This window comes from Pseudomonas fluorescens, from assembly GCF_000802965.1.
Classification (GTDB): Bacteria; Pseudomonadota; Gammaproteobacteria; order Pseudomonadales; family Pseudomonadaceae; genus Aquipseudomonas; species Aquipseudomonas fluorescens_A.
Genome location: NZ_JSAK01000008.1, coordinates 348,481 through 374,719, shown reverse-complemented (window position 1 = coordinate 374,719; position 26,239 = coordinate 348,481). Strand labels below are relative to the sequence as shown.

At 59.7% G+C, this 26,239-nt stretch carries 22 protein-coding genes; 16 read left to right on the top strand and 6 right to left on the bottom strand.

Features of this window, described 5'->3' with window-relative positions; genetic code table 11:
* Positions 1-55: 55 nt before the first annotated feature.
* Positions 56-2,929, top strand: coding sequence for an aminomethyl-transferring glycine dehydrogenase (gene gcvP / locus NL64_RS08205; protein WP_034147637.1), 2,874 nt, complete (start codon positions 56-58; stop codon positions 2,927-2,929).
* A gap of 168 nt (positions 2,930-3,097) precedes the next feature.
* On the opposite strand, the gene NL64_RS08200 is transcribed toward gcvP, so the two are convergent.
* From NL64_RS08200 to NL64_RS08190, 3 genes are all read right to left on the bottom strand, one after another.
* Positions 3,098-3,415, bottom strand: coding sequence for a DUF2388 domain-containing protein (locus NL64_RS08200; protein WP_010466645.1), 318 nt, complete (start codon positions 3,413-3,415; stop codon positions 3,098-3,100).
* Positions 3,416-3,485: 70 nt separating this feature from the next.
* A complete protein-coding gene (locus NL64_RS08195) occupies positions 3,486-5,270 on the bottom strand; it encodes a GspE/PulE family protein (protein ID WP_034147636.1) in 1,785 nt (594 codons plus the stop codon).
* 90 nt (positions 5,271-5,360) lie between these two features.
* Positions 5,361-5,699 carry a hypothetical protein gene (locus tag NL64_RS08190; RefSeq protein WP_034147635.1) on the bottom strand — a complete coding sequence of 113 codons (339 nt, stop codon included), beginning with the start codon at positions 5,697-5,699 and terminating at the stop codon, positions 5,361-5,363.
* A 126-nt stretch (positions 5,700-5,825) separates the two neighbouring features.
* Between NL64_RS08190 and NL64_RS08185 the strand changes: the two genes are divergently transcribed.
* Complete coding sequence (locus NL64_RS08185; protein WP_034147634.1) at positions 5,826-6,296, top strand: Lrp/AsnC family transcriptional regulator; 471 nt, start codon at positions 5,826-5,828, stop codon at positions 6,294-6,296.
* 118 nt (positions 6,297-6,414) lie between these two features.
* Here the strand turns inward: NL64_RS08185 and NL64_RS08180 are convergent, their stop codons facing one another.
* Positions 6,415-7,785, bottom strand: a complete 1,371-nt coding sequence (locus NL64_RS08180) for a CYTH domain-containing protein (RefSeq protein ID WP_034147633.1) — start codon at positions 7,783-7,785, stop codon at positions 6,415-6,417.
* A 156-nt stretch (positions 7,786-7,941) separates the two neighbouring features.
* Between NL64_RS08180 and argE the strand changes: the two genes are divergently transcribed.
* The 11 genes from argE to NL64_RS08125 all read left to right on the top strand — a co-directional run bounded on the left by argE (position 7,942) and on the right by NL64_RS08125 (position 20,333).
* Entirely contained in the window at positions 7,942-9,108 is a 1,167-nt protein-coding gene (argE, locus tag NL64_RS08175) for an acetylornithine deacetylase (RefSeq protein WP_034147632.1), read from the top strand.
* A gap of 234 nt (positions 9,109-9,342) precedes the next feature.
* The gene (argA, locus tag NL64_RS08170) at positions 9,343-10,641 is read left to right on the top strand and encodes an amino-acid N-acetyltransferase (RefSeq protein WP_034147631.1); all 1,299 of its coding nucleotides are present in this window, start codon (positions 9,343-9,345) and stop codon (positions 10,639-10,641) included.
* Between the two features lie 642 nt (positions 10,642-11,283).
* Complete coding sequence (locus tag NL64_RS08165; protein ID WP_034147630.1) at positions 11,284-12,621, top strand: OprD family outer membrane porin; 1,338 nt, start codon at positions 11,284-11,286, stop codon at positions 12,619-12,621.
* Positions 12,622-13,033: 412 nt separating this feature from the next.
* Positions 13,034-14,377 (top strand): OprD family porin, encoded by a 1,344-nt coding sequence (locus NL64_RS08160; protein ID WP_034147629.1) that lies wholly within the window; start codon positions 13,034-13,036, stop codon positions 14,375-14,377.
* Positions 14,378-14,664: 287 nt separating this feature from the next.
* On the top strand, positions 14,665-15,303 hold the full coding sequence (locus NL64_RS08155; RefSeq protein WP_034147628.1) for a peroxiredoxin: 639 nt from the start codon (positions 14,665-14,667) through the stop codon (positions 15,301-15,303).
* A 294-nt stretch (positions 15,304-15,597) separates the two neighbouring features.
* The gene (gene ssuE / locus NL64_RS08150) at positions 15,598-16,191 is read left to right on the top strand and encodes an NADPH-dependent FMN reductase (RefSeq protein ID WP_034147627.1); all 594 of its coding nucleotides are present in this window, start codon (positions 15,598-15,600) and stop codon (positions 16,189-16,191) included.
* 86 nt (positions 16,192-16,277) lie between these two features.
* On the top strand, positions 16,278-17,243 hold the full coding sequence (locus NL64_RS08145) for a sulfonate ABC transporter substrate-binding protein (RefSeq protein ID WP_034147626.1): 966 nt from the start codon (positions 16,278-16,280) through the stop codon (positions 17,241-17,243).
* A 25-nt stretch (positions 17,244-17,268) separates the two neighbouring features.
* Positions 17,269-18,417, top strand: coding sequence for an FMNH2-dependent alkanesulfonate monooxygenase (gene ssuD, locus NL64_RS08140; RefSeq protein WP_007939251.1), 1,149 nt, complete (start codon positions 17,269-17,271; stop codon positions 18,415-18,417).
* Positions 18,418-18,425: 8 nt separating this feature from the next.
* Positions 18,426-19,208: an aliphatic sulfonate ABC transporter permease SsuC gene (gene ssuC / locus NL64_RS08135; protein ID WP_034147625.1), complete on the top strand. Its 783-nt coding sequence runs from the start codon at positions 18,426-18,428 to the stop codon at positions 19,206-19,208.
* Positions 19,205-20,011 (top strand): aliphatic sulfonates ABC transporter ATP-binding protein, encoded by an 807-nt coding sequence (gene ssuB / locus NL64_RS08130; protein ID WP_034147624.1) that lies wholly within the window; start codon positions 19,205-19,207, stop codon positions 20,009-20,011. The genes ssuC and ssuB overlap by 4 nt, the downstream gene beginning before the upstream one ends.
* Positions 20,012-20,117: 106 nt before the next feature.
* On the top strand, positions 20,118-20,333 hold the full coding sequence (locus NL64_RS08125; protein ID WP_007967989.1) for a TOBE domain-containing protein: 216 nt from the start codon (positions 20,118-20,120) through the stop codon (positions 20,331-20,333).
* A 149-nt stretch (positions 20,334-20,482) separates the two neighbouring features.
* Here NL64_RS08125 and NL64_RS08120 read toward each other — a convergent pair whose 3' ends face one another.
* Positions 20,483-21,121, bottom strand: a complete 639-nt coding sequence (locus NL64_RS08120; RefSeq protein WP_034147623.1) for a TetR/AcrR family transcriptional regulator — start codon at positions 21,119-21,121, stop codon at positions 20,483-20,485.
* A gap of 224 nt (positions 21,122-21,345) precedes the next feature.
* Positions 21,346-22,722, bottom strand: coding sequence for a glutamine synthetase family protein (locus tag NL64_RS08115; protein WP_034147622.1), 1,377 nt, complete (start codon positions 22,720-22,722; stop codon positions 21,346-21,348).
* Between the two features lie 278 nt (positions 22,723-23,000).
* On the opposite strand from NL64_RS08115, the gene NL64_RS29425 reads away from it, so the two are divergent.
* The 3 genes from NL64_RS29425 to NL64_RS08105 are packed head-to-tail and all read left to right on the top strand — an operon-like array spanning position 23,001 to position 26,185.
* Positions 23,001-23,363 (top strand): hypothetical protein, encoded by a 363-nt coding sequence (locus tag NL64_RS29425; protein ID WP_080757895.1) that lies wholly within the window; start codon positions 23,001-23,003, stop codon positions 23,361-23,363.
* Between the two features lie 38 nt (positions 23,364-23,401).
* Positions 23,402-24,760, top strand: coding sequence for a glutamine synthetase family protein (locus NL64_RS08110; protein WP_034147621.1), 1,359 nt, complete (start codon positions 23,402-23,404; stop codon positions 24,758-24,760).
* Positions 24,761-24,820: 60 nt separating this feature from the next.
* Entirely contained in the window at positions 24,821-26,185 is a 1,365-nt protein-coding gene (locus NL64_RS08105) for an aspartate aminotransferase family protein (RefSeq protein WP_034147620.1), read from the top strand.
* Positions 26,186-26,239: the final 54 nt, after the last annotated feature.

Here is a 26,239-nt window from a genome sequence, read left to right as displayed (position 1 = left end):
TGCTGGTTTGACCGTGTTGCATCGACGCTGAGCGCCAGTCAAGAGAGAGCCCGTCATGTCCCAGTTGCCGTCCCTGAGCCAGTTACGCGATCCCAATGCTTTTCTTCGCCGCCACCTCGGCCCCGATGCCGCCGAGCAACAGGCGATGCTCGACAGCCTCGGCCTTGGCAGTCGGGTCGAGCTGATCGAACAGACAGTGCCACCGGGAATCCGCCTGAACCGGCCACTCGACCTGCCGCCGGCCCTTGATGAAGAAGCCGCACTGGCCAAGCTGCGGGGCTACGCCGAGCAGAACCAGGTCTGGACCAGCCTGATCGGCATGGGCTATCACAACACGCTGACGCCAACCGTCATCCTGCGCAACGTGCTGGAAAATCCCGGTTGGTACACCGCGTACACACCCTATCAACCGGAAATCGCCCAAGGGCGGCTCGAAGCGCTGCTGAATTTCCAGCAATTGACCATCGACCTCACGGGCCTGGAACTGGCCAACGCTTCGCTGCTGGACGAAGCCACCGCGGCGGCGGAAGCCATGGCCCTGGCCAAGCGGGTCGCCAAGTCGAAAAGCAATCTGTTCTTTGTCGACGAAAACTGCCATCCGCAGACCATTTCCGTGGTGCAGACCCGCGCCGAAGGCTTCGGTTTCGAGCTGATCGTCGACGCTGTGGATAACTTGAAACAGCACCAGGTCTTCGGCGCGCTGCTGCAATACCCCGACACTCATGGCGAGATCCGTGACCTGCGCCCGTTGATTGATCATTTGCATGCGCAACAGGCTTTAGCGTGTGTTGCTGCCGATCTGCTGAGCCTGCTGTTGCTGACCCCGCCGGGAGAGTTGGGCGCTGACGTGGTGTTCGGCTCGTCCCAGCGATTCGGCGTGCCCATGGGTTACGGCGGGCCACACGCGGCGTTTTTTGCCAGCCGCGACGAGTACAAACGCGCGATTCCGGGGCGCATCATCGGCGTGTCAAAAGACGCCCGCAGCAACGTTGCCCTGCGCATGGCGCTGCAAACCCGCGAGCAACATATTCGCCGTGAAAAGGCCAACTCGAACATCTGCACCGCGCAGGTGCTGCTGGCCAACATCGCCAGTTTCTACGCGGTCTATCACGGCCCCGAAGGGCTGAAACGAATTGCCCAACGAGTGCACCGACTGACCTGCATCCTCGCCACCGGCCTTGAGCGCAAGGGGATTACCCGCCTCAACCAGCACTTCTTCGACACGCTGACTCTGGAAGTCGGCGGTACCCAGACCGCAATTATCGAAAGCGCCCAAGCCGCACAGATCAACCTGCGCATCCTGGGCCGTGGTCAACTCGGCTTGAGCCTTGACGAAACCTCTGACGAAACCACGGTGGCGAAACTGTTCGATGTGTTCCTCGGCGCCGATCATGGGCTCAACGTCGACGAACTGGACGCTGAAACCCTGGCTGCCGGCATTCCCGAGGCGCTTTCGCGCACCTCGCCCTATTTGCGCCACCCGGTGTTCAACGCTCACCACAGCGAAACCGAGATGCTGCGCTATCTCAAACAACTGGAAAACAAGGATCTGGCGCTCAATCAATCGATGATCCCGCTGGGCTCCTGCACGATGAAGCTCAACGCCACCAGCGAGATGATCCCGATTACCTGGCCGCAGTTCGCCAACCTGCATCCGTTTGCGCCGAAGGAGCAAGCCGTCGGCTATTCGTTGATGATCGAAGAACTGGAACGCTGGCTCTGCGCGATCACCGGGTTCGATGCGATCTGCATGCAACCCAACTCCGGTGCCCAAGGCGAGTACGCCGGGCTGCTGGCGATCCGCAAATACCACGAGAGCCGCCAGGAGGGTGGGCGCGATATCTGCCTGATTCCGTCATCGGCCCACGGCACCAACCCGGCCTCGGCGCAAATGGCCGGGATGCGCGTGGTGATTGTCGAGTGCGACGAGGCGGGCAACGTCGATTTGGAAGACCTGAAAGAAAAAGCTGCGCACGCCGGGGACAAGCTTGCCTGTCTGATGGCGACCTATCCGTCGACTCACGGTGTGTACGAAGAGGGCATCAGCGAAATCTGCGAAGTTATCCACAGTCACGGCGGTCAGGTGTACATGGATGGCGCCAACCTCAATGCCCAGGTCGGGCTGGCGCGCCCGGCGGACATTGGCGCCGATGTGTCACACATGAACCTGCACAAAACCTTCTGCATTCCTCACGGCGGCGGTGGGCCGGGCATGGGGCCGATTGGCGTGCGCGCGCACCTGGCACCATTCGTGGCCAACCACCCGGTGGTGCCGATCGACGGGCCGCTGCCGCAGAACGGCGCAGTCAGTGCGGCGCCGTGGGGCAGCGCGAGCATTTTGCCGATCAGCTGGATGTACATCGCCATGATGGGGCCGCAACTGGCCGACGCCAGTGAAGTGGCGATCCTCGCCGCAAATTATCTGGCGCGGCACCTGTCCGGCGCATTTCCCGTGCTCTATTCCGGGCGCAACGAGCGGGTGGCCCACGAATGCATTCTCGACCTGCGGCCACTCAAGGCGCTGACTGGTATTAGTGAAGAGGACGTGGCCAAGCGCCTGATGGACTACGGCTTCCACGCGCCGACCATGTCGTTCCCGGTGCCGGGGACGTTGATGGTCGAGCCGACCGAGAGTGAATCGAAGGCTGAGCTGGACCGCTTTATCGGCGCGATGCTGAGCATCCGCGCAGAGATTACCGAGGTGCAGAACGGCAACTGGCCGGCCGAGGACAACCCATTGAAGCGTGCGCCGCACACGTTGGCGGACATCACTGGCGTGTGGGAACGGCCTTACAGTATTGAGCAGGCGGTGACGCCGGATGAGCACACCAAGGCCCACAAGTATTGGCCGGTGGTGAATAGGGTGGATAACGTTTACGGCGACCGGAATCTGTTTTGTGCGTGTGTGCCGCTGGATGAATATCGCTGAAATACACAAGTCCCTGTAGGAGCTGGCTTGCCAGCGATGAGGCCGGCACATCCAACATCACCGATGACTGACACGCCGCCATCGCTGGCAAGCCAGCTCCTACAAGGGTTTTGTGTCTGGCAAAAAAAAGCCGCTCATGTGAGCGGCATTTTTGTTCAGCAACCTGGCTTATTCCGACGCCACGGCATTCTTCGCCAAAATCGCATTCGCCAATTCCATATCCGTGGCCTGCAGGCCCGGATTGTCGGCGCGGACTTTCTGCATGGCCGCTTCCAGGTATGGGCCGCGGATGCCGCCGTCACTGGCGACAAAACTGCCAGCATCGTCCTGGGCAGCGACGATCAGCTTGTGATCCTTGAACGTCAGGTAGGTCGAACCGGTGGTTGCACCGGACGAAATGACGTTACGCCAAAAGCTATCGGCCATCGCCGAACCGACAGGCAGGGACAACAGGGCGATGGTAGCGACAGCAAGTTTGAGACGCATAGGGGGTGACTCCACTGATTAACTGCGGTGTTGGATTGTCGCCCCCCCATCGAGTTCCCTGGCGACCAGGCTACTTCTGCTCACTCTGCGGCGTCACCCGCAGCACCTCCTCGATCGTCGTCAAACCCGCCGCGACTTTCTGTGCCCCCGACAGTCGCAGGCTGCGCATGCCTTCCTTGAACGCCTGGCGCCGCACTGCCAGCAAGTCGGTGTCGGGATTGATCAGCGCCTTCACGCCATCGGTCAGTTGCATGATTTCGTACACCCCGGCGCGGCCGTGATAGCCGGTGTCGCGGCATTCCAGGCAGCCGATCGCCCGTTGCGCGTTGCTGGGCGGCGGTGCTTGCCAGGGCCGGGTCAGGGTTTGCCAGTCCTCTTCGGCCAAGGCTTGCGGGGCCTTGCAGTGCGGGCACAAGGTGCGCACCAGTCGCTGGGCCATGACGCCCAGCACCGTGGCCTTGATCAGGTAATGCGGCATACCGAGTTCCAGCAGGCGGCTGATCGCGCTTGGCGCATCGTTGGTGTGCAGCGTCGACAGCACTAGGTGACCGGTCAGCGCAGCCTGAATCGCCATTTCCGCGGTTTCGAGGTCGCGGATCTCGCCGATCATGATGATGTCCGGGTCTTGCCGCATCAGTGCGCGTACGCCGGCAGCGAACGTCAGGTCGATGTTGTGCTGGACCTGCATCTGGTTGAACGCCGGCTCGACCATCTCGATCGGGTCTTCGATGGTGCAGAGGTTGACCTCCGGCGTCGCCAGTTTCTTCAGCGTGGTGTAGAGCGTGGTGGTCTTGCCGGAACCGGTCGGCCCGGTGACCAGGATGATGCCGTTGGGCTGGCGGGTCATGTCCTGCCAGCGGCGCAAGTCGTCGGCGGAGAAACCCAGCTGATCGAAATCCTTGAGCAGCACCTCCGGGTCGAAGATCCGCATGACCATTTTTTCGCCAAAGGCCGTTGGCAACGTCGATAGCCGCAGTTCGACTTCGCCGCCCTCCGGGGTCTTGGTCTTCACCCGGCCGTCCTGGGGTTTGCGTTTCTCCGCGACGTTCATCCGTCCCAGGCTTTTCAGGCGACTGACGATGGCCATGGTCACTTGCGGCGGGAATTGATAGACGTTGTGCAGCACGCCGTCGATGCGAAAACGCACGGTGCCCTGTTCGCGCCGGGGTTCGATGTGGATATCGCTCGCGCGCTGCTGGAAGGCGTACTGGAACAGCCAGTCGACGATGTTGACGATGTGCGCGTCGTTGGCGTCCGGCTCTTGGTCACTGGCGCCGAGGTTGAGCAACTGTTCGAAGTTGCCCAGGGTGTTCATTTGCTGATCGGCGGTGTTCGCGCCGGTGACCGATTTGGCCAGGCGAAAAAACTCCACGCTGAAGCGCTGGATGTCCACCGGGTTGGCCACTACGCGCTTGATCGGCAGCTTCAGGACATGGGTCAGGTCGGCTTCCCAGCCGTTGACGTAGGGCTGGGCGCTGGCCACCGTCACGGCGTCGCGGTCGATAGACACCGCGAGAATCTTGTGGCGTTGGGCGAAGGCGTAGGACATCAGCGGCGTGATGGCCGCAACGTTGATCTTCAGCGGATCGATACGCAGGTAAGGCTGGCCGGCCTGTTGCGACAGCCACAACGTCAGGCTTTCGAGGTCGAGGTGTTTACCGGGGCGGCTGAGGTCGTCCAGTTGTTGGCTGGCGATGAATTCCAGTGGGTGCATCTGGCCATTGGCGGCGTGGCGGCGACGGGCATTGAGCGCGTGTTCGGCGGCGTCCTGGCTGATAAAGCCTTGGGCGACCAGTTCACGCAGCAAATCATTGAGATCCAGCCAGCGGTCCTGAAGGGCGAGTTGAACGGACATGCGGGCTCCTTTTGAACAACAGTGCGCAAAGGATAGTCGTGACCCCACACACCGTTGGGCCACTACCCGACGAAGCCGTATCGGGGTTTTTCAGCCCGCCGCCTGTGCCGCTTCAGCCCACGCAGAATCAGCCGCTTGCAGATCAACCGAGCAGACGCTGATCAGGTTACGAAGTTTTTCCGCAATCACCTGGGCGCGGTGCCAGCTCAAGCCATCCATGACGATGTCGATCGTCAGCAAATCATCGTGGCGTTGCACGTTCACCTGTTCCGGCGTCAGGCACTGTAAGGCGAACAGGTTGAGTGCGCGGCACAGCAAATCCGGTTCAGCTTCGGCCAACAATTGGTAGCGAACGCGACAGTGAGTGTTGCCGGCGTTCCAGACATCGGCGCGGGTGAGCGGGGTGGTTACGGCTTCCAGATGCGGCATGGTCGGTCTCCAGACTGAGTGGAGAAATTTTTACATTCGGGGCGGGGCATTTCTTATCTATGATTAGGCGTAATGCGGCATTGCCGAATCATGTAATTCACAGAATGATCAGTTGAAGGTTTTTTTATGCAGAGCGAACTGGACAGCTACGACCGCAAGATTCTCGCGTTGCTGCAAGAGGACGCTTCGCTTTCCAGCGCGCAGATTGCCGAACAGGTGGGATTGTCGCAGTCGCCGTGCTGGCGGCGGATTCAGCGGATGAAAGAGGAGGGGATCATTCGCGGCCAGGTGACCTTGCTCGACCGCAAGAAAATCGGCCTCAACACGCAGATCTTCGCCCAAGTAAAACTCAACGCTCACGGGCGTTCGAACTTCACCGAATTCACCGAGGCGATTCGCGGTTTTCCCGAGGTGTTGGAGTGTTATGTGCTGATGGGGGCGGTGGACTTCATGCTGCGGATTGTCGCGGCGGACATCGAGGCGTATGAGCGGTTTTTCTTTGAGAAGCTGTCGCTGGTGCCGGGGATTCAGGAGGTCAATTCGATTGTCGCGTTGTCGGAGATCAAGTCGACCACCAGTTTGCCGGTGGTGCGGTAATTGCCTTTGTGGCGAGGGAGCTTGCTCCCGTTGGGTTGCGAAGCGACCCCAAAACCGGCGTTTGTCGGAATTGGGAGTCCTTCGGCCTCCAGCGGGAGCAAGCTCCCTCGCCACAGGGTTACATACGCAGAAGCATCTTCCACGCACGATTCTGATAAACCGCGATCGCCTGCTGCTTGCGCGCATCGAGCAGTTCATCAGTGATCGTCGGCTCGTTGGCCAGTTGCGCCAGTTTGTTCAACTCGCCATACAGGCGATCCATTTCCGGGATCTCCAGCACGTTGCGCGCATGGTGCAACCAGGCCTGGATGCGTTCGATGCGCGGCAGTTGCTCGGCGAGGTCTTCCGGCTGTTGCTGGTAGCGCTGCAATTGCAGGGACGTCGCCTCTTCACCCAGCAGACGTGGCAACCAGCTACCCAGTTGCGCGGCGCCCTGGCGATTGCCGCGAACGTTGCGGTCAGCCGCCCAGGTGCGGGCCAGCAACCAACGCGAGGTGGTCAGCGAGAACAGGCCCCAACGCGGGTCTTCGAGTTCTTCGAGGAACTGCTCCGGCGCGGCTTTGCGCACGTCTTCATCTTCCAGACCGGCCTGGACCAGCGGACGCCAGTCTTCGAGCAAGGCATCCAGCGCGACGCGCAGGTCATGGGTCGATTGACGCGGCGCGGCTTGACCGAGGCTGCTGACCAGCGCACGCAGTTCGGCGAGGTTTTCCACCCAGTCCTGCAGCAGGCGCCAGTGACCATTGAAGCGGTACTGCTCGGCCAGACGCTGACTGCTGCCCAGCAGGTGCCAGCTCAGGGCGGCGAAGGCGTCGTCCAGTGGGGTTTCAGCGGTGATCTGCGGCGCCGGCAGGCTCAGCGAATAGCTGTTGGCGTCGTACAGACGATAACCGCGCTCGGCCTTGCTGATGTCACATGGCATCAATGGCAGAGTCGCGGCCAGTTCGGCGGCCAGTTCCAGCAACGCGGCGGGTTCACCTTCGCGCAGTTCCAGTTCCAGCTCGCAGATTTCTTCTTTCTGCTTGCCGACCACCACGTGGCCCAGGTCCAGCGCGGCTTCGATGACCACTTTGGTCTTGCCACGGCCCCAGGCGATCTCCGCGCGCTCGCGGACGAAATCAGTGGTGAAGATCGGCTTGAGGGTTTTCTTGTCCAGCTCAGCAAGCTCTTCAGGCCAGCATTCGCCGTCGAGTTTCTTCACGTCGAGCTTGGCTTTGGGCAGGTTCCAGTCGTACTCGTTACGCTCGGACAGACCGGCGACGCTCTGGCCACGGGTCTTCAGCGTCTGGATGACTTCTTCACCGTCCTTGCGCAGGCGCAGGGCAACCTTGGCGCGTGCCAGGTCACGCTCGGGCGTGTCGAAGTACTGGTTCATCAACTCACGGCGTTCCCAGCCACTTTTGTTGCGTTTTTTCAGTAACGGGTGCTCGCGCAGGGCGGCGAGGGTTTCGCGGCTGACGCGGAGTTTGATTTCGGTTTCTTTCTGCATGGCCGGAAAATCCAGGATCGGGAGCGCAGCCGGGGGAATGTGTGGCTGCCAAGGTCGTGCAGTGTACAGGACTCACCCGCGCTTCGCGCCGCAACGGTTTATTCCTGTCGCCGGATGGTTCTATGATGGACTTCAATTCGGGAGTTGGAGCCAGCGATGCCTTTGCCGTCCATGAAAGATCAGTTCGCTGCATTGATCGCTGCACCGTCGGTCAGTTGCACCCAGGCGAGCCTCGATCAATCCAATCGACCGGTGATCGACCTGTTGGCCGCGTGGCTCGGCGACCTGGGTTTTGCCTGCGATATCCAGCAGGTCAGCCCCGGCAAATTCAATCTGCTCGCCAGTTTCGGCTCCGGCCCCGGCGGGCTGGTGCTGGCCGGGCACAGTGACACCGTGCCATTCGACGGCGCGTTGTGGCAGACCGATCCGCTTAAACTCACCGAAGTCGATGGCCGCTGGGTCGGCCTCGGCAGTTGCGACATGAAAGGCTTTTTCGCCTTGGCCATCGAAGCGGTCAAACCGCTGCTCGATCAACCGTTCAAGCAACCGCTGCTGATCCTCGCCACCTGCGATGAGGAGAGCTCGATGTCCGGCGCCCGGGCGTTGGCCGCGGCGGGGCGACCGCTGGGCCGTGCGGCGGTGATCGGCGAGCCGACCGGGCTCAAGCCGATCCGCATGCACAAAGGCATCATGATGGAGCGCATCGACATTCTCGGGCAGAGCGGCCACTCCTCGGACCCGCGCCTGGGCCACAGCGCCCTGGAAGCCATGCATGATGCCATCGGCGAACTGCGCGGCTTGCGTCTGGCGTGGCAGCGCGAATTTCGCAATCCACAATTCAGTGTGCCGATGCCAACGATGAATTTCGGCTGCATCCATGGCGGCGACAACCCTAATCGCATCTGTGGACAGTGTTCGCTGGAATTCGACCTGCGGCCGTTGCCGGGCATGGACCCCAAAGCCCTGCGCGCGGCGATTCTGCAGAAGCTCAATCCGGTTGCCGAGCGCCATCAGGTCAAGATCGATTACGCGCCGCTATTCCCCGAAGTGCCACCGTTCGAGCAGGCCGAGGACGCGGAACTGGTGCGGATCGCCGAAAAGCTCACCGGTCATAGCGCCGAAGCAGTGGCGTTCGGCACCGAAGCACCTTATCTTCAGCGTCTTGGCTGCGAGACACTGGTGCTCGGCCCTGGCGATATCGCCTGCGCCCACCAGCCGGGGGAATACCTCGAAATGTCACGTTTGCAACCTACGGTGCATCTATTACGTCAGTTGATTGAACATTACTGCCTGACACCGGCCCAAACGCAACCCAACTTGTAGGAGCCGGCTTGCTGGCGATGCGGACGCTGCGGTCCATCAGAGAAACCGCGTCATCGTTTTATCGCCAGCAAGCCGGCTCCTACAGGTTTCATGTATAAATTGCCGATGTTCAAACCCGTATTCATGAGGAGAGCGCGCGTGTCGCCAAGCCTGTTCCGACGATAACCATCAGCCCGCTGTGCGTTTTCTGATCCGCCCTTTTTTTCGGCTGCTATTTATTACAGGCCCAGGTTCATGCCCGAATACGTCAATTGGCTTCGTCATGCTTCGCCTTACATCAATGCCCACCGCGATTGCACCTTTGTCGTCATGCTGCCCGGCGACGGCGTTGAGCATCCAAACTTCGGCAATATCGTCCACGACCTCGTGCTGCTGCACAGCCTGGGTGTGCGGCTGGTGTTGGTTCACGGTTCCCGCCCGCAAATCGAAGCGCGTCTCGCTGCGCGTGGACTGACCCCGCATTATCACCACGGCATGCGCATCACCGATGCTGCAACGCTTGAGTGCGTGATCGATGCCGTAGGCCAGTTGCGCATCGCCATCGAAGCACGGCTGTCCATGGACATGGCCTCCTCACCAATGCAGGGCTCGCGCCTGCGGGTGGCCAGCGGCAACCTGGTGACCGCGCGGCCTATCGGCGTGCTCGAAGGGGTCGACTATCACCACACCGGCGAAGTGCGTCGGGTCGACCGCAAGGGCATCAATCGCCTGCTGGATGAACGCTCCATCGTGCTGCTGTCACCGCTGGGCTATTCGCCGACCGGCGAGATTTTCAACCTCGCCTGCGAAGACGTCGCCACCCGCGCGGCCATCGATCTGGGCGCGGACAAGTTGTTGCTGTTCGGCGAGGAAAAGGGCCTGATCGACGAAAACGGTCGCCTGGTACGTGAGCTGCGTCCGCAGCAGGTGCCGGCGCACTTGCAGCGTCTGGGCAGCAACTATCAAGCGGAGCTGCTGGATGCCGCCGCTGAGGCCTGCCGTGGCGGCGTGGCCCGCAGCCATATCGTCAGCTATGCCGAGGACGGCGCGCTGCTGACCGAACTGTTCACCCGCGACGGTGGCGGTACGCTGGTCGCGCAGGAGCAGTTCGAAGTGGTGCGCGAAGCGGCCATCGAAGACGTCGGCGGATTGCTGGATTTGATCAGTCCGCTGGAAGAGCAGGGGATTCTGGTACGGCGCTCCCGCGAGGTGCTGGAGCGTGAAATCGAGCAATTCAGCGTGGTCGAACGCGAAGGCATGATCATCGCCTGCGCGGCGCTGTACCAGATTGCCGATTCGGATGCCGGTGAGCTGGCGTGTCTGGCGGTGAACCCGGAGTACCGTCATGGCGGTCGCGGCGATGAACTGCTGGAACGTATTGAAACCCGCGCGCGGGCGCAGGGCTTGAAGACCTTGTTCGTCCTCACCACCCGCACCGCCCACTGGTTCCGTGAGCGTGGCTTCGTGCCGAGCAGCGTCGAGCGCCTGCCGTCGGCCCGGGCGTCGCTGTACAACTATCAGCGTAATTCGAAGATCTTCGAAAAGACTCTTTGACGCATTGGCTTTTGTGGCGAGGGAGCTTGCTCCCGCTGGGTCGCGCAGCGGCCCCAACCCCGGCGACGCGTAATTCCTGACGCTGCGCGTTACCGTGATTGGGAGGCCTCGGCCTCCAGCGGGAGCAAGCTCCCTCGCCACAGTGGTTCGCATTTCAACCTTCGCGTGTTCCTCCAGAAACTTCGTTGCCCGAACTTGGGTGGCATCGCCGTGCGCGGAAAGAAATTTCAACGATACATAAACTGTAACAAATGGATCGGATAGTGCGCGTCTGATTGGCAGGAACCGCGTTTCGGTAAAGGAATTATTTCCGAATTGCGTCAACGCTAAACGATCTAAAAAAGGACGAATAAATACCCTTTAGGAATTGGCTTATGAGCCGCCCGCTCTGTTCCGCGGGTCTGTAGTTGGGGAGCTAAATTCCTAAACGGTATGAGAAAAGAGATTGCAGTTTCTTTTCAGGTTTATGACGTGCTCATGACCCTGCATGGACCAAAAATCGGGGGATTAGACTATGGTCGTAGACACACATGGTTACGATTGACTTGTGGGTCACGCTACGGCGCTAATCGCGAATCTTAGGATTTTGGGCAACGACCCGAGACCAGGAACACAAGAATTAGAATCGAGAGGAGCTTCACAATGAACAAGTCCACCTTGGCTTTGGCCGTGGCCGTAGGGGTTTTGGCGCAGCAGGCAGGCGCCGCAGGTTTCATCGAAGACAGCAAGGCATCCGTCAGTTCGCGCACCTATTATTTCGATGCCGATAACCGTGAAGGCGCCAAGATTCCTGCCAACCGGCAGCGAGAGGCCGCTCAAGGTCTGAAGTTCGATTTCCTCTCGGGCTACACTCAAGGCCCCGTCGGTTTTGGTTTCGACGCCCAGGCGCTGGTGGGTATCCACCTGGACGGTGGCAAGGGCCATCACCCGGACAACAACACCTTCAGCCCAAGCGATTCCGATGGATCGGCAACGGATGAATGGAGCCGTGTGGCGGGCAACGTCAAGGCGCGCTTCTCGAAGACAGAGGCCCACCTCGGTGGCGCTCTGCAGCCGAACATGCCGATCCTGATCGCGAACGACAGCCGCGTGCTGCCACAAACCTTTGAGGGTGGCACCATCACCTCGAAGGAAATCGACAACGTGACCTTCAACGTGGGTCAGTTGGAGCACGCGGTGGGACGCGCTTCCACCAATAGCACTGGTTTGGCTGTGGCGGGTGGTACTGAGGAAAGCAACCAGTTCCGCTACGCGGGCGCTGACTGGAAGGTAACCAAAGACCTGCTGTTGCAGTACTACTACGCCAACCTGGAAAACTACTACACGCAGAACTTCCTTGGCCTGGTGCACGTTTACCCGATCGCCGCCAATCAGTCGTTCAAGACCGACCTGCGTTATTTCGACAGCGGCTCCGACGGCAAGAACGGCGATGCTGGCTACCGTTTTAACAATAACAATGGCTACGCCAAGAACCTGGGCGAGGTCGATAACCAGACCTGGAGCGCCACGTTCACCTACACCCTGGGCGGCAGCGCTTTCCTGCTCGGGCATCAGCGTGTCAGCGATGACGGCGGCTTTGTTTTCTTGAACCAGGGCAACGTTGTTGATGGCAACGGTCGTAACGAAGGTGCCGGCGGCGCCAGCTTCTACTCGTTCACGGACGCCACTGTGGGCAGCTTCATCCGCGCTGGTGAAAACACCACGTACGGTCAGTATTCCTATGACTTCGCTTCGCTCGGTGTTCCAGGTTTGAAAGCCTCGGCTGCTTACTTGTACGGTCAGGACATCAAGGCCACGAACGGCGTGGGCAAGGACCTGAACGAGCGTGAAACCGACCTGCGTGTGGACTACGTGATCCAGACAGGTATGCTCAAAGGGTTCGGTACGACGCTGCGTCACGGCATGTATCGTGGCAACACCAGCACCGCTGACCAGGATCAGACCCGTGTGATCTTCAACTACACCTACAGCTTCATGTAAGCTGCGCCCCCGGAAAAAGCCCCGTCGACTGGCGGGGCTTTTTTTCGCGTGCGTTTTTATATTCCATAAATCGCACAGATGATTATTTTTTATTCTTTTTAGCTTTTTGCTCAAACGAATAAAGTGAGCATTCCGGCTCGCGACGAGTTCGGAAATGACGATTTCACTCCTCGGCAATCGATCAGGTTAAGGAATCAGCTTTTTAGCCGATACCTCGGATCTGTGCTGGGAAGGTATATAGCCCAAAGGCATTAAAAAGAATCTGGTAATTCTTTTGAGATTTGTGCCGAAGTGCCCCTTTGCGGCAAGACCTGCGATTTAGAGAGGTTGACGCGATTTTTCGCGTCTGCGGATCCAGGGCAAACGACCCGGGACCAGCAACACAAAATTAGAAAACGATAGGAGCGAAACAATGAACAAGTCCACCTTGGCCCTGGCTGTGGCCGTAGGGGTTTTGGCGCAGCAAGCGAGCGCCGCCGGTTTCATCGAAGACAGCAAGGCTACTTTGGGTCTGCGTAACTTCTACATCAACCAGGACTTCCGTGACGGTAGCGCCGAGCCGAACAAGAACGAAGAATGGGGCCAAGGCTTCGATCTGCGTTTCATCTCCGGTTACACCCAAGGCCCGGTTGGCTTTGGTATTGATGCGATCGGCCTGTTGGGCGTGAAGCTGGATTCGGGCGGCGGCACCAACGGTGGGAGCGGCAACGCTTACGGCGGCACTGTGTTCCCGACCAAGTCCAACGGTGAATCGGTTGATGACTTCTCCAGCCTGGGCCTGACCGCCAAGGCCAAGGTTTCCCAGACCGAGCTGAAACTGGGTACCTTGCAGCCGAAAAACCCGGTCATCGTGACCAACGACGGTCGTCTGCTGCCGCAAACCTGGCAAGGCGGCCAGATCACTTCCGGCGACATCAAGGACCTGACCCTGGTCGGCGGTCAGATCGAGCAGGTCAAAGGTCGTAACTCGAGCAACAACCAACAGCTGTCGATCTCCGGTGCCAATGGTCGTACCGCCGCAGCACGTGACAGCAACAAGTTCATCTACGCCGGTGGTGACTACAAACTCACCAAGGACCTGACTGCCCAGTACTACTACGGCAAGCTGGAAGACTTCTACAAGCAGCACTTCCTGGGTCTGGTGCACAACTGGGCCATCGGCCCGGGCGTGTTGAAGTCCGACTTCCGTTACTTCAACAGCTCCGATGACGGCGCCAACGGTCACGATTCGTCGTACTACACCACCGGTAATTACAACGCGCCTAACGGTAAAGGCAAAGTCGACAACAACCTGTACAGCGGCCTGTTCCTGTACACCGTGGCCGGCCACACCTTCGGTGGCGGTTATCAGGTCAGCAACGGCAGCAGCGATTTCCCTTGGCTGAACCAGGGCGACGGTTCGTCGAACTACACCATCACCGACTCGCAAATCCAGAAGTTCGGTCGTGCCGGCGAGAAAACCTGGCAAGCCCGCTACTCCTATGACTTCGCCAAGGTCGGCGTACCTGGCCTGACGGCGGGTGTGGTTTATCTGCATGGCGATGACATCGACACCGTCAACGCTGCCGGTCGTCAAGCCGCCAACGGCGCTTCCGAGTGGGAACGCGACCTGACCGTGGGTTACGTTGTTCAGTCCGGCGCGTTGAAAAACCTCGGCCTGATGTGGAAAAACGCCACCTGGCGTACCGACCTGCCGAACACCCGTTCCCAGGACGAAAACCGCCTGATCGTCAGCTACTCGATCCCGCTGTTGTAACAGGGTTCGCATAAACAAAAAAAGCCCCGCCCGGCATTACGCCGGGCGGGGCTTTTGCGTTTCAAGACGGGGTCACCCCCGTAATCCCGCCTTGAAACTCCCTCTTTTGCAGCAACTCAAGGCCTTCTCGAACCTTATGGTCGATGTTCGGCGGGATGCGCAGGAGAGTCCAGTGAACAGATCTTTAATATTCTTTTTGGGTCTAAATAAATTTATATTTATTCTTTTTAATAGATAAAAAACACAGGCACAGTTGAGCTCATCAAGCACTCACAAGGAGCAGCACCATGAGCCTCAGACTCGGCGATATCGCCCCCGACTTCGAACAGGAATCCAGCGCCGGCACCATCCGTTTCCACCAGTGGCTGGGCGATAGCTGGGGCGTGCTGTTTTCCCACCCGGCTGACTTCACCCCGGTGTGCACCACCGAACTCGGCTTCACCGCCAAGTTGAAAGATGAATTCGCCAAGCGTGGGGTCAAGGCCATCGCGCTATCCGTCGACCCGGTGGATTCGCACCACCGCTGGATCGAAGACATCAACGAAACCCAGAACACCGTCGTCAACTTTCCAATCCTCGACGACGCCGACCGCAAGGTCTCCGATCTCTACGACCTGATCCATCCCAACGCCAACGACACCTTGACCGTACGTTCGCTATTCGTGATCGACCCGAACAAAAAGGTTCGCTTGACCATCACCTACCCGGCGAGCACTGGCCGTAACTTCAACGAAATCCTGCGGGTGATTGATTCGCTGCAACTCACTGACAACCACAAAGTGGCCACTCCGGCCAATTGGCAGGACGGTGATGACGTAGTGATCGTGCCATCGCTCAAGGATGAAGATGAAATCAAGCGACGCTTTCCGAAAGGCTATCGGGCGGTGAAACCGTATCTGCGCCTGACGCCGCAGCCAAATCGTTAATCACTTTTGTAGGAGCCGGCTTGCTGGCGATTAATGCAGCGCGGTGTCAGACATGGCGCCATCGCTGGCAAGCCAGCTCCTATAGGGGTTTGCACAAATCCACAAAGCAGGGGATTTCAGGCCGTTTTAACGGCCTGTTTTTTTGCCTGGAAGAAGCTGATTTTCATATCTCCTAAACGCATAACCAAATGAATAAATATGATTTATGGATATAACAATCACCTGTTAAGGTCACTCCCATCAAAGCGAGATCGCAGCCCGCGAATCGCCCACACCGTTTAAGGAAGTGTCTGAATGCTGGTCGTCTCACTCGGTGGCAGTCCGAGCCAACGCTCCCGTTCCGGGGTGCTGCTGGACCGCTCTCAACGCTGGTTGCAGGAGCAAGGTGTGGAAGTGGTGAGTTACCAGGTACGGGACTTCCCGGCCGAAGACTTGCTGCACGCACGCTTCGACAGCCCGAAGGTGATCGACCTGCTGCAACAGATTGAAAACGCCGATGGCCTGCTGATTGCCACGCCGGTTTACAAAGCATCGTTCTCCGGCGCATTGAAAACCGTGCTGGACTTGCTCCCCGAACGCGCCCTGGCACACAAAGTGGTTTTGCCAATGGCTACCGGCGGTAGCATCGCTCACATGCTGGCGGTGGATTACGCGCTCAAACCTGTGTTGTCAGCGTTGAAAGCCCAGGAAATGCTCCACGGGATTTTCGCCGTGGACAGCCAGATCGCTTATGGCGAAGGCAGTGCCCAGGCGCAGTTGGCGCCGGAGCTGGAACAAAGACTGAATGAGTCGCTGGAGTTGTTTTTCAGCGCCATGGCGCGACGGCCCAAGCCGCTCGACCCAAACCTGTTGAACGAACGTTTGTTGAGTGCTCGCTGGAGCATTTAAGCCACACCGATATTGATGTACTGGCCTTACTCGCCCGCTAACGGGCAAGCAGGTGCAGCCAACCCAACTGCAAAAAGGAGAGCGCCATGCGCCCTGTTATTTTGCGTCGTGGTCTGGTCGCTCTGTTTGCAGCGGCTGTAGCCTTCGGCGCCATTACTCAAGCTCAAGCTGAAACCCTGCGAATCGGCTATCAAAAATACGGCACCCTGGTGCTGCTCAAAGCCAAAGGCACCCTGGAAAAACGCCTCGCTGCCCAAGGCGTGGACGTGCAATGGACTGAATTCCCCGGTGGCCCGCAACTGCTCGAAGGCCTGAACGTCGGCTCCATCGACTTCGGCGTCACCGGCGAAACCCCGCCCGTGTTCGCTCAAGCGGCAGGTGCTGATCTGCTCTACGTCGCTTACGAACCACCTGCGCCGCACAGCGAAGCGATCCTGGTGCCGAAGGACTCGCCGATCAAATCGGTGGCGGACCTCAAGGGCAAGAAAGTCGTCCTGAACAAAGGCTCCAATGTGCACTACCTGCTTGTCCGCGCCTTGGAAGACGCCGGCCTCAAGTACTCCGACATCCAGACCGTATTCCTGCCGCCGGCCGATGCCCGCGCCGCGTTTGAACGTGGCAGCGTCGACGCCTGGGTCATCTGGGACCCGTACCAGGCCGCCGCCGAGCAGCAGCTGCAAGCGCACACCCTGCGCGATGGTCAGGGCATCGTCGATAACCATCAGTTCTACCTGGCGACCAAGCCTTACGCGCAGAAAAATCCTGAGGTGATCAAGACCCTCGTGGAAGAAGTGCGCGCCGTCGGTGAATGGTCCAAGGCCAACCCGGAAGACGTGACCAAACAGGTTTCGCCACTGCTCGGCCTGCCGGCAGACATCACCCTGACTTCGGTGAAACGCCAAGGTTACGGCGCGCTGTTCCTGACCCCGGAAGTGGTCGCCGCGCAACAGAAAATCGCCGACAGCTTCTACCAGCTCAAGCTGATTCCGAAGCCGCTGAGCATCAAAGACGTGATCTGGACGCCACCGGCGGCCGTTGCCAAAGCCCAGTAATTAGAATCCCCAAGGAGACCACTCCATGAGCCTCAATATCTTCTGGTTCCTGCCTACCCACGGCGACGGCCATTACCTTGGCACCGCCGAAGGCGCTCGCGCCGTCGACCACGGTTACCTGCAACAAGTCGCGCAAGCGGCGGATCGCCTCGGCTTCGGCGGGGTGCTGATTCCTACCGGTCGTTCCTGCGAAGACTCGTGGCTGGTGGCGGCGTCGCTGATCCCGGTGACCCAGCGTTTGAAGTTCCTTGTCGCCCTGCGCCCCGGGATCATTTCCCCGACGGTGGCGGCGCGTCAGGCGGCGACCCTGGATCGTTTGTCCGGCGGCCGCGCGCTGTTCAACCTGGTGACTGGTGGTGATCCGGAAGAGTTGGCAGGCGATGGCCTGTTCCTCAGTCACGAAGAGCGCTATCAGGCTTCGGTGGAGTTCACCCGCATCTGGCGTCGCGTGCTGGAAGGCGAAACCGTGGATTACGACGGCCAGCACATCAGCGTGAAGGGCGCCAAGTTGCTCTATCCGCCGATCCAGCAACCGCGTCCACCGCTGTACTTCGGCGGCTCGTCGGAAGCGGCGCAGGACCTGGCAGCAGAGCAAGTGGAAATGGTCCTGACCTGGGGTGAGCCTCCGGCGGCTGTTGCCGAGAAGATTGAACAAGTGCGCGCCAAAGCCGCGAAGCTCGGTCGCACCGTGCGCTTCGGCATTCGTCTGCATGTGATCGTTCGTGAAACCAACGCCGAGGCCTGGCAAGCGGCGGATCGACTGATCTCGCACCTGGACGACGACACCATCGCTCGCGCCCAGGCTTCACTGGCGCGCTTCGATTCCGTCGGCCAGCAACGCATGGCTGCGCTGCACGGCGGCAGTCGCGACAACTTGGAAGTCAGCCCTAACCTATGGGCCGGGGTCGGCCTGGTGCGCGGCGGTGCCGGTACGGCGTTGGTGGGCGATGGACCGACCGTCGCGGCCCGCGTAAAGGAGTATGCGGACCTGGGCATCGACACGTTCATCTTCTCCGGTTATCCACACCTGGAAGAGTCGTATCGCGTTGCCGAGTTGCTGTTCCCGCACCTCGATATCGAACGTCCCGAGTTGCCGAAAAGCGCCGGTTACGTCAGTCCGTTCGGCGAGATGGTGGCCAACGACATCCTCCCTAAAGCCGCGTCGCAGAGCTGAGGCGCGCCATGAAGAAAATCATTCACAACCTCGCGCCCTGGGCGTTGCCGGTGTTGCTGCTGGCGGTGTGGCAGTTGTCGGTGTCGGCGGGCTGGTTGTCGACGCGGATTCTGCCGGCACCGATCGCGGTGATCGAGGCCGGTGTGAGTCTGGTACGTAGCGGCGAAATCTGGACGCACCTGGCGATCAGTGGCTGGCGTGCCGCGCTGGGTTTCACCATCGGTGGCAGCATCGGGCTGGTATTGGGCTTCATCACTGGCCTGTCGAAATGGGGCGAACGCCTGCTCGACAGTTCGGTGCAAATGATCCGTAACGTGCCGCACCTGGCGTTGATTCCGCTGGTGATCCTGTGGTTCGGCATCGATGAGTCGGCGAAGATTTTCCTGGTGGCGTTGGGCACGTTGTTCCCGATTTACCTCAACACTTACCACGGCATCCGCAACGTCGATCCGGCGTTGGTGGAGATGTCGCGCAGCTATGGCTTGTCCGGTTTCAGCCTGTTCCGTCAGGTGATCCTGCCGGGTGCATTGCCTTCGATCCTGGTCGGTGTGCGCTTCGCCCTGGGCTTCATGTGGTTGACGCTGATCGTCGCGGAAACCATTTCCGCCAGCTCCGGCATTGGCTATCTGGCAATGAATGCCCGCGAATTCTTGCAGACCGACGTGGTGGTGCTGGCGATTCTGATGTACGCGGTGCTCGGCAAACTCGCCGACCTCGCAGCCCGTGGACTTGAACGCGTGTGGCTGCGCTGGCATCCGGCCTATCAGGTCGTCAAAGGGGGTGCCGCATGACGGCTCAACAACCTCCACGCTTGCTGCGCGGGATCCCGCTGGCAGTGCGCAATCTGCAAAAAACCTTTGGCTCGCGGCAGGTGCTGCGCGAGATCGATCTGCACATTCCGGCGGGCCAGTTCGTTGCGGTAGTCGGTCGTAGCGGTTGCGGCAAAAGCACCTTGCTGCGCTTGCTCGCTGGTCTCGATCAGCCCACCGGCGGTGAATTGCTCGCTGGTTCCGCACCGCTGAGCGAGGCGCGTGAAGACACTCGCCTGATGTTCCAGGAAGCGCGTTTGCTGCCGTGGAAAAAGATCATCGACAACGTTGGCCTCGGCCTCTCGGGCAACTGGCGGCCACAGGCGCTGGAAGCGTTGGAAGCGGTCGGTCTGGCGGATCGCGCCAATGAATGGCCGGCGGCATTGTCCGGTGGACAAAAGCAGCGTGTGGCGCTGGCCCGTGCGCTGATCCATCAGCCGCGCTTGCTGTTGCTCGACGAACCGCTGGGCGCGCTGGATGCGTTGACGCGAATCGAGATGCAGCAACTGATCGAACGGCTCTGGCAGAAGCACGGCTTCACCGTGTTGCTGGTGACCCACGACGTCAGTGAAGCGGTGGCGATTGCCGATCGGGTGATCCTGATCGAAGACGGCGAAGTCGGCCTCGACCTGTACGTGGAACTGCCGCGCCCTCGGGTCCGCGGTTCCCATCGGCTGGCGGCGCTGGAAACCGAAGTCCTCAACCGCGTGCTGTCGCTCCCGGGTCAACCGCCGGAGCCGGAACCTGTTTCACCCTTGCCTACGCAGTTGCGGTGGGCGCAATAGAAGCAGCTGCGGGCTTCGAGCCGCAAGCTGCAAGTAGAAGTAGCTCTTTTACTTGCGGCTAGTAGCTTGCCGCTTACAGCTCATTTCGACCCCAGGAGAAATAACTATGACTATCAAAGCCATCAACGTACGCAACCAGTTCAAAGGCTCCATCAAGGAAATCGTCCTCGGCGACGTGCTGTCGGAAATCGACGTGCAGACCGCTTCCGGCATCGTCACTTCGGTCATCACCACCCGTTCGGTGAAAGAGCTGGAACTGGCGGTTGGCAGCGAAGTGATCGCGTTCGTGAAATCCACCGAGGTGTCGATCGCCAAGTTGTAAGGACGTGGAAAGACAGTGAGACCGCGGCGCGACCATCGCGAGCAGGCTCACTCCCACAGGGTTTTGGGTTGGCCACACAATTTGTGTTCAACACCAATCCAATGTGGGAGTGAGCCTGCTCGCGATGGGGCCGGTGAGGCGGATAAAAATCAGGCAGGTTCAGCGCGCTTGTGCAGATAGGGCGGTAAGTACAAGCCGAGGTAAGCATCAAACACCCGCATCCCTTCCTCAGCCATGCGCGGCGTAATCTGCCCGTGCTGCTGCACCGAGCGCGCATAAACGCGATCACCCAGTTCCATCGCCAATGCAAATACATCGACATCACCCGGCAACTTCGGCAGTTCGAAGTGATGATCGAACAGCTTGTGCATCAGGTCGCCCAGTTCGATGTCGTGCTGGCGGTCGGCCTGGGTGACTTCGGTCAGGCCGTGCTGGGCGAGGATCAATTGGCGGGCGGCGGCGTCTTCGCTGTAGATCGCCAGCATGCGCTGTTCCACCAGTCGCGACAGATCACGCCAGCCGTTTAGGGCGTGATGGTCGATGGGCGCTTGCAGGCAGGCGCGGAATGCGGCGTGGACGTCGGCGGTCAAGGCTTCGAGCAGGGCCGGGACGCTGGCGAAAAAGTGGTAGACGGAGGAGGGCGGAATCTCCGCGCGCTCGGCGACGCTGTAGATCGACAGACTGGCCACACCCTCGGCGGCCAACAGCGTGCGGGCGGCATCGAGGATCGAATCGATCCGCGCCTGGCTGCGTGCGCGGGGTTTGCGAAGGGTGGCGGTGCGCGTCATTGGAGTCTCCTGCGGGGCAGGGGGCATTGTACGAGCAGGCATCTGTGTTGTCTGCCAGGACGCCATCGCTGGCAAGCCAGCTCCCACAGGATCTGCTGTGGAAGCGAGATCCGCCTGCACCACAAGACACTGTGGGAGCTGGCTTGCCAGCGATCCGCCGAAGGCGGCCATAAAAAAACGCCGTGGGCCTTAACAGCCAACGGCGTTCTTTTTACTGCAGCCGCTTAAACGGTATGCAGATACCAGTTGTACTCAAGGTCGGAGATGGAGTGTTCGAACTCCTCCAGCTCGCTCTCTTTGCACGCGACGAAGATATCGATGTACTTCGGATCGATGTACTTGGCCATGACTTCGCTGTCGTCCAGCTCACGCAGTGCATCGCGCAGGTTGTTCGGCAGGCTTTGCTCGTTCTGCTCGTAGCTGTTGCCTTCGACCGGAGCGCCAGGCTCGATCTTGTTGACCAGGCCGTGGTGCACGCCCGCCAGGACCGAAGCCATCAGCAGGTACGGGTTGGCATCGGCGCCGGCAACGCGGTGTTCCAGACGTACCGCGTCGGCGGAGCCAGTCGGTACGCGCAGGGCCACGGTGCGGTTGTCCAGGCCCCAGCTCGGCGAGTTCGGCACGTAGAACTGTGCGCCGAAACGACGGTAGGAGTTGACGTTCGGGCAGAGGAAAGCCATCTGCGCTGGTAGGGTCTCGAGCACACCGCCGATCGCGTGACGCAGCGCGGCGTTCTGCTCGGGATCCTCACTGGCAAAAATATTCTTGCCATCTTTGTCGAGAATCGAGATGTGGACGTGCAAACCGTTACCCGCCTGGCCTGGGTAAGGCTTGGCCATGAAGGTGGTGTCCATTTCATGGTCGTAGGCGATGTTCTTGATCAGGCGCTTGAGCAGCACGGCGTAGTCGCAAGCCTTGATCGGGTCGGCCACGTGGTGCAGGTTCACTTCGAACTGCGCCGGGGCACTTTCCTTGACGATGGCGTCGGCCGGAATGCCTTGCTCTTTCGCGCCTTCCAGAATGTCCTGGAGGCAGTCGACGTATTCGTCGAGGTCGTCGATCAGGTAGACCTGTGTCGAGTGCGGACGTTTGCCGGACACTGGCGAGCGGGGGGGTTGCGGGCGACCGTTCACGTTCTCCTGGTCGATCAGGTAGAACTCCAGTTCGAACGCGGCGCAGATGGTCAGGCCCATCTCGTCGAACTTGCGCACGACATTAGCCAACACTTCCCGCGGGTCGGCAAAGAATGGCTGGCCTTCCAGTTCGTGCATGGTCATCAACAGTTGCGCGGTCGGGCGCTTCTGCCATGGCTCGTTGCACAGGGTGTCGGGGATTGGATAGCAGATTCGGTCAGCATCACCGATGTCCAGGCCCAGGCCGGTGCTTTCCACCGTAGAACCATTGATATCCAGAGCAAATAGAGAGGCCGGCAGGTTGATGCCTTTCTCGTAAACCTTGTGGAGGCTGGTGCGTTCGATGCGCTTGCCGCGCACCACACCATTCATATCCGCAATCAGAAGGTCAACGTACAGAACCTCAGGATGTTCCTTAAGGAACGCGTTCGCTTCGTTAAGCTGAACGGCACGCGGGGGTACCGACATGATGCAACACCTTTGTTGTTAAAAATATCAATCATTGATCTCTTCGGATTCCAGTCAACCCGAACGGCATGCCGAAGTCAAGCAAGGCCTTTTTTGCCCTAAAAAAGCGCTCGCGTGGCTTTTTTGAGGCACTTTGGGGCGTTTTTATGCCCCTTGGCACTATGACGTCCGCAGTCTTGAGCGGGCCGTGTTGTATTTTTTACGGGGGTGTTGTGTAAAAAAATGAACAAGGCTAAGCTCGAATCAAACCCATAACAGCAATAATACCGGGGTGCTTCATGTCTCGCCTGCCGTTAAGCGGCGTCACCGACTGCTCTATGCAGAACGGTCTGAATGCTTATCACATCAGTGGCGACAATTCTGTTCGCGCCGTGGCCTCAATGGCTTCGGGCTCGTCGGTCATCCTCCCGTCCGTGATGGATCGACCGTCCCCGTCCGATATTCTGGACGGTTGCGAGAGCACCCCCTTTAGGGTTACTCCATTCAATATAGAACCGATTCACTATAGCGGCTTGGCTATCGCTCAGTACTCCGCTCGCGATTCTGCACGCCCGGCGTTTGGCGCGCGGTTTGGAAAAAACACGATAGCCTGTCGCATGCACGCATTTCAACGCGACGCCGATGCGTCAAACATCGCCTGACTCACGAGAGCCAGGAAACTCAAAGCCTAGAGGCATTTATGAGTCACAACCTCGACCAGCTCACCGATTGGTTGAAAGACCGCAAGATCACAGAAGTCGAATGCATGATCGCCGACTTGACCGGGATTACCCGGGGCAAGATTTCGCCGACCAACAAATTCATCGCCGAAAAGGGCATGCGCCTGCCAGAAAGTGTGTTGTTGCAGACCGTGACCGGCGATTACGTCGAAGACGACATCTATTACGAGCTGCTCGATCCGGCCGACATCGACATGATCTGCCGTCCCGACCAGAGCGCGGTGTACCTGGTGCCATGGGCCATCGAGCCGACCGCCATCGTCATCCACGACACCTACGACAAGCAGGGCAACCCGATCGAGCTGTCGCCGCGCAACGTGCTCAAGAAGGTCCTGAAGCTCTATTCCGACAAGGGCTGGCAGCCGATCGTGGCGCCGGAAATGGAGTTCTACCTGACCAAGCGCAGCGACGACCCGGACTATCCGCTGCAACCGCCAATCGGCCGTTCCGGACGCCCGGAAATCGGTCGCCAATCGTTCTCCATCGAAGCGGCCAACGAATTCGATCCACTGTTCGAAGACGTCTACGACTGGTGCGAATTGCAGGAGCTGGACCTCGACACGCTGATCCACGAGGACGGCACGGCGCAGATGGAAATCAACTTCCGTCACGGCGATGCCTTGTCCTTGGCGGACCAGATCCTGGTGTTCAAACGCACCATGCGCGAGGCGGCGCTCAAGCACAACGTGGCCGCCACGTTCATGGCCAAGCCCATGACCGGCGAGCCGGGCAGTGCCATGCACTTGCACCAGAGCATCATCGACCTCGAAACCGGCAAGAACATCTTCTCCAATGAAGACGGGACCATGAGCCAGTTGTTCCTGCACCACATCGGTGGCTTGCAGAAACTCATTCCCGAGCTGTTGCCGCTGTTCGCGCCCAACGTCAACTCGTTCCGCCGCTTCCTGCCGGACACCTCGGCACCGGTGAACGTGGAGTGGGGCGAAGAAAACCGCACCGTGGGCCTGCGGGTTCCGGATGCCGGGCCGCAAAACCGCCGGGTGGAAAACCGCCTGCCGGGCGCCGATGCCAACCCGTACCTGGCAATTGCCGCGAGCCTGCTCTGCGGCTACATCGGCATGGTCGAGGGCCTCAACCCGAGCGCACCGGTGGTGGGTCGTGGCTATGAACGCCGCAACCTGCGCCTGCCACTGACCATCGAAGATGCGTTGGAGCGCATGGAAAACAGCTCAACCATCGAGAAGTACCTGGGCAAAAATTTCATCACTGGCTACGTCGCGGTCAAGCGGGCCGAGCATGAAAACTTCAAGCGCGTCATCAGTTCGTGGGAACGGGAATTCCTGCTTTTTGCCGTCTGATGCGCCGGGCGCCGTTGTCATCCGGCGGCGCCTTCACCTGGATTTTTTTAGGAGATTCGTATGACCAGCAACAACCCGCAAACCCGTGAATGGCAAACCCTGAGCAATGATCACCACCTGGCGCCGTTCAGCGACTTCAAGCAGCTGAAAGAGAAAGGCCCGCGGATCATCACCAACGCCAAGGGCGTCTACCTGTGGGACAGCGAAGGCAACAAGATCCTCGACGGCATGGCCGGCTTGTGGTGCGTGGCCATCGGTTACGGTCGCGATGAACTGGCCGATGCCGCCAGCAAGCAAATGCGCGAACTTCCGTATTACAACCTGTTCTTCCAGACCGCTCACCCACCGGTACTGGAACTGGCCAAGGCCATCGCCGACATCGCCCCGGAAGGCATGAACCACGTGTTCTTCACCGGTTCCGGCTCCGAAGGCAACGACACCATGCTGCGTATGGTTCGTCACTACTGGGCGATCAAGGGCCAGCCGAAGAAGAAAGTCATCATCAGCCGCAAGAACGGCTATCACGGTTCCACCGTGGCCGGCGCGAGCCTGGGCGGCATGACGTACATGCACGAACAGGGCGACTTGCCGATCCCGGGCATCGTTCACATTGCGCAGCCTTATTGGTTCGCCGAAGGCGGCGAAATGACCCCGGAAGAGTTCGGTGTCTGGGCGGCCAATCAACTGGAAGAAAAGATCCTGGAAGTCGGCGTCGACAACGTCGGTGCCTTTATTGCCGAGCCGATCCAGGGCGCGGGCGGCGTGATCATTCCGCCAGAGACCTACTGGCCGCGCATCAAGGAAATCCTCGCCAAGTACGACATCCTGTTCGTGGCGGACGAAGTGATCTGTGGTTTCGGCCGCACTGGTGAGTGGTTCGGCAGCGATTTCTACGGCCTCAAGCCCGACATGATGACCATCGCCAAAGGCCTGACTTCCGGCTACATCCCGATGGGTGGCCTGATCGTGCGGGACGAAGTGGTGGACGTGCTCAACGAAGGTGGTGATTTCAACCACGGCTTCACCTACTCCGGTCACCCGGTGGCTGCGGCGGTGGCGCTGGAAAACATCCGCATCATGCGCGACGAAAAAATTATCGAACGCGTGCACAACGAAACGGCACCGTATTTGCAAAAGCGTCTGCGGGAACTGAACGATCATCCATTGGTGGGCGAAGTTCGTGGAGTAGGTCTGTTGGGGGCCATCGAACTGGTTCAGGACAAAGCCACTCGCAAGCGCTACGAAGGCAAGGGAGTCGGCATGATCTGCCGGCAGTTCTGCTTCGATAACGGGCTGATCATGCGCGCCGTGGGCGACACCATGATCATCGCTCCACCGCTGGTGATCACGCCGGCGGAAATCGATGAGTTGGTTGCCAAGGCGCGCAAGTGCCTGGACCTGACCCTGAGTGCGTTGCAGGGCTAAGTGCTAGGCTCTGAGCGGGAGTCATGAAACTTTCGCTCAGAGCCGTCAGAAAGG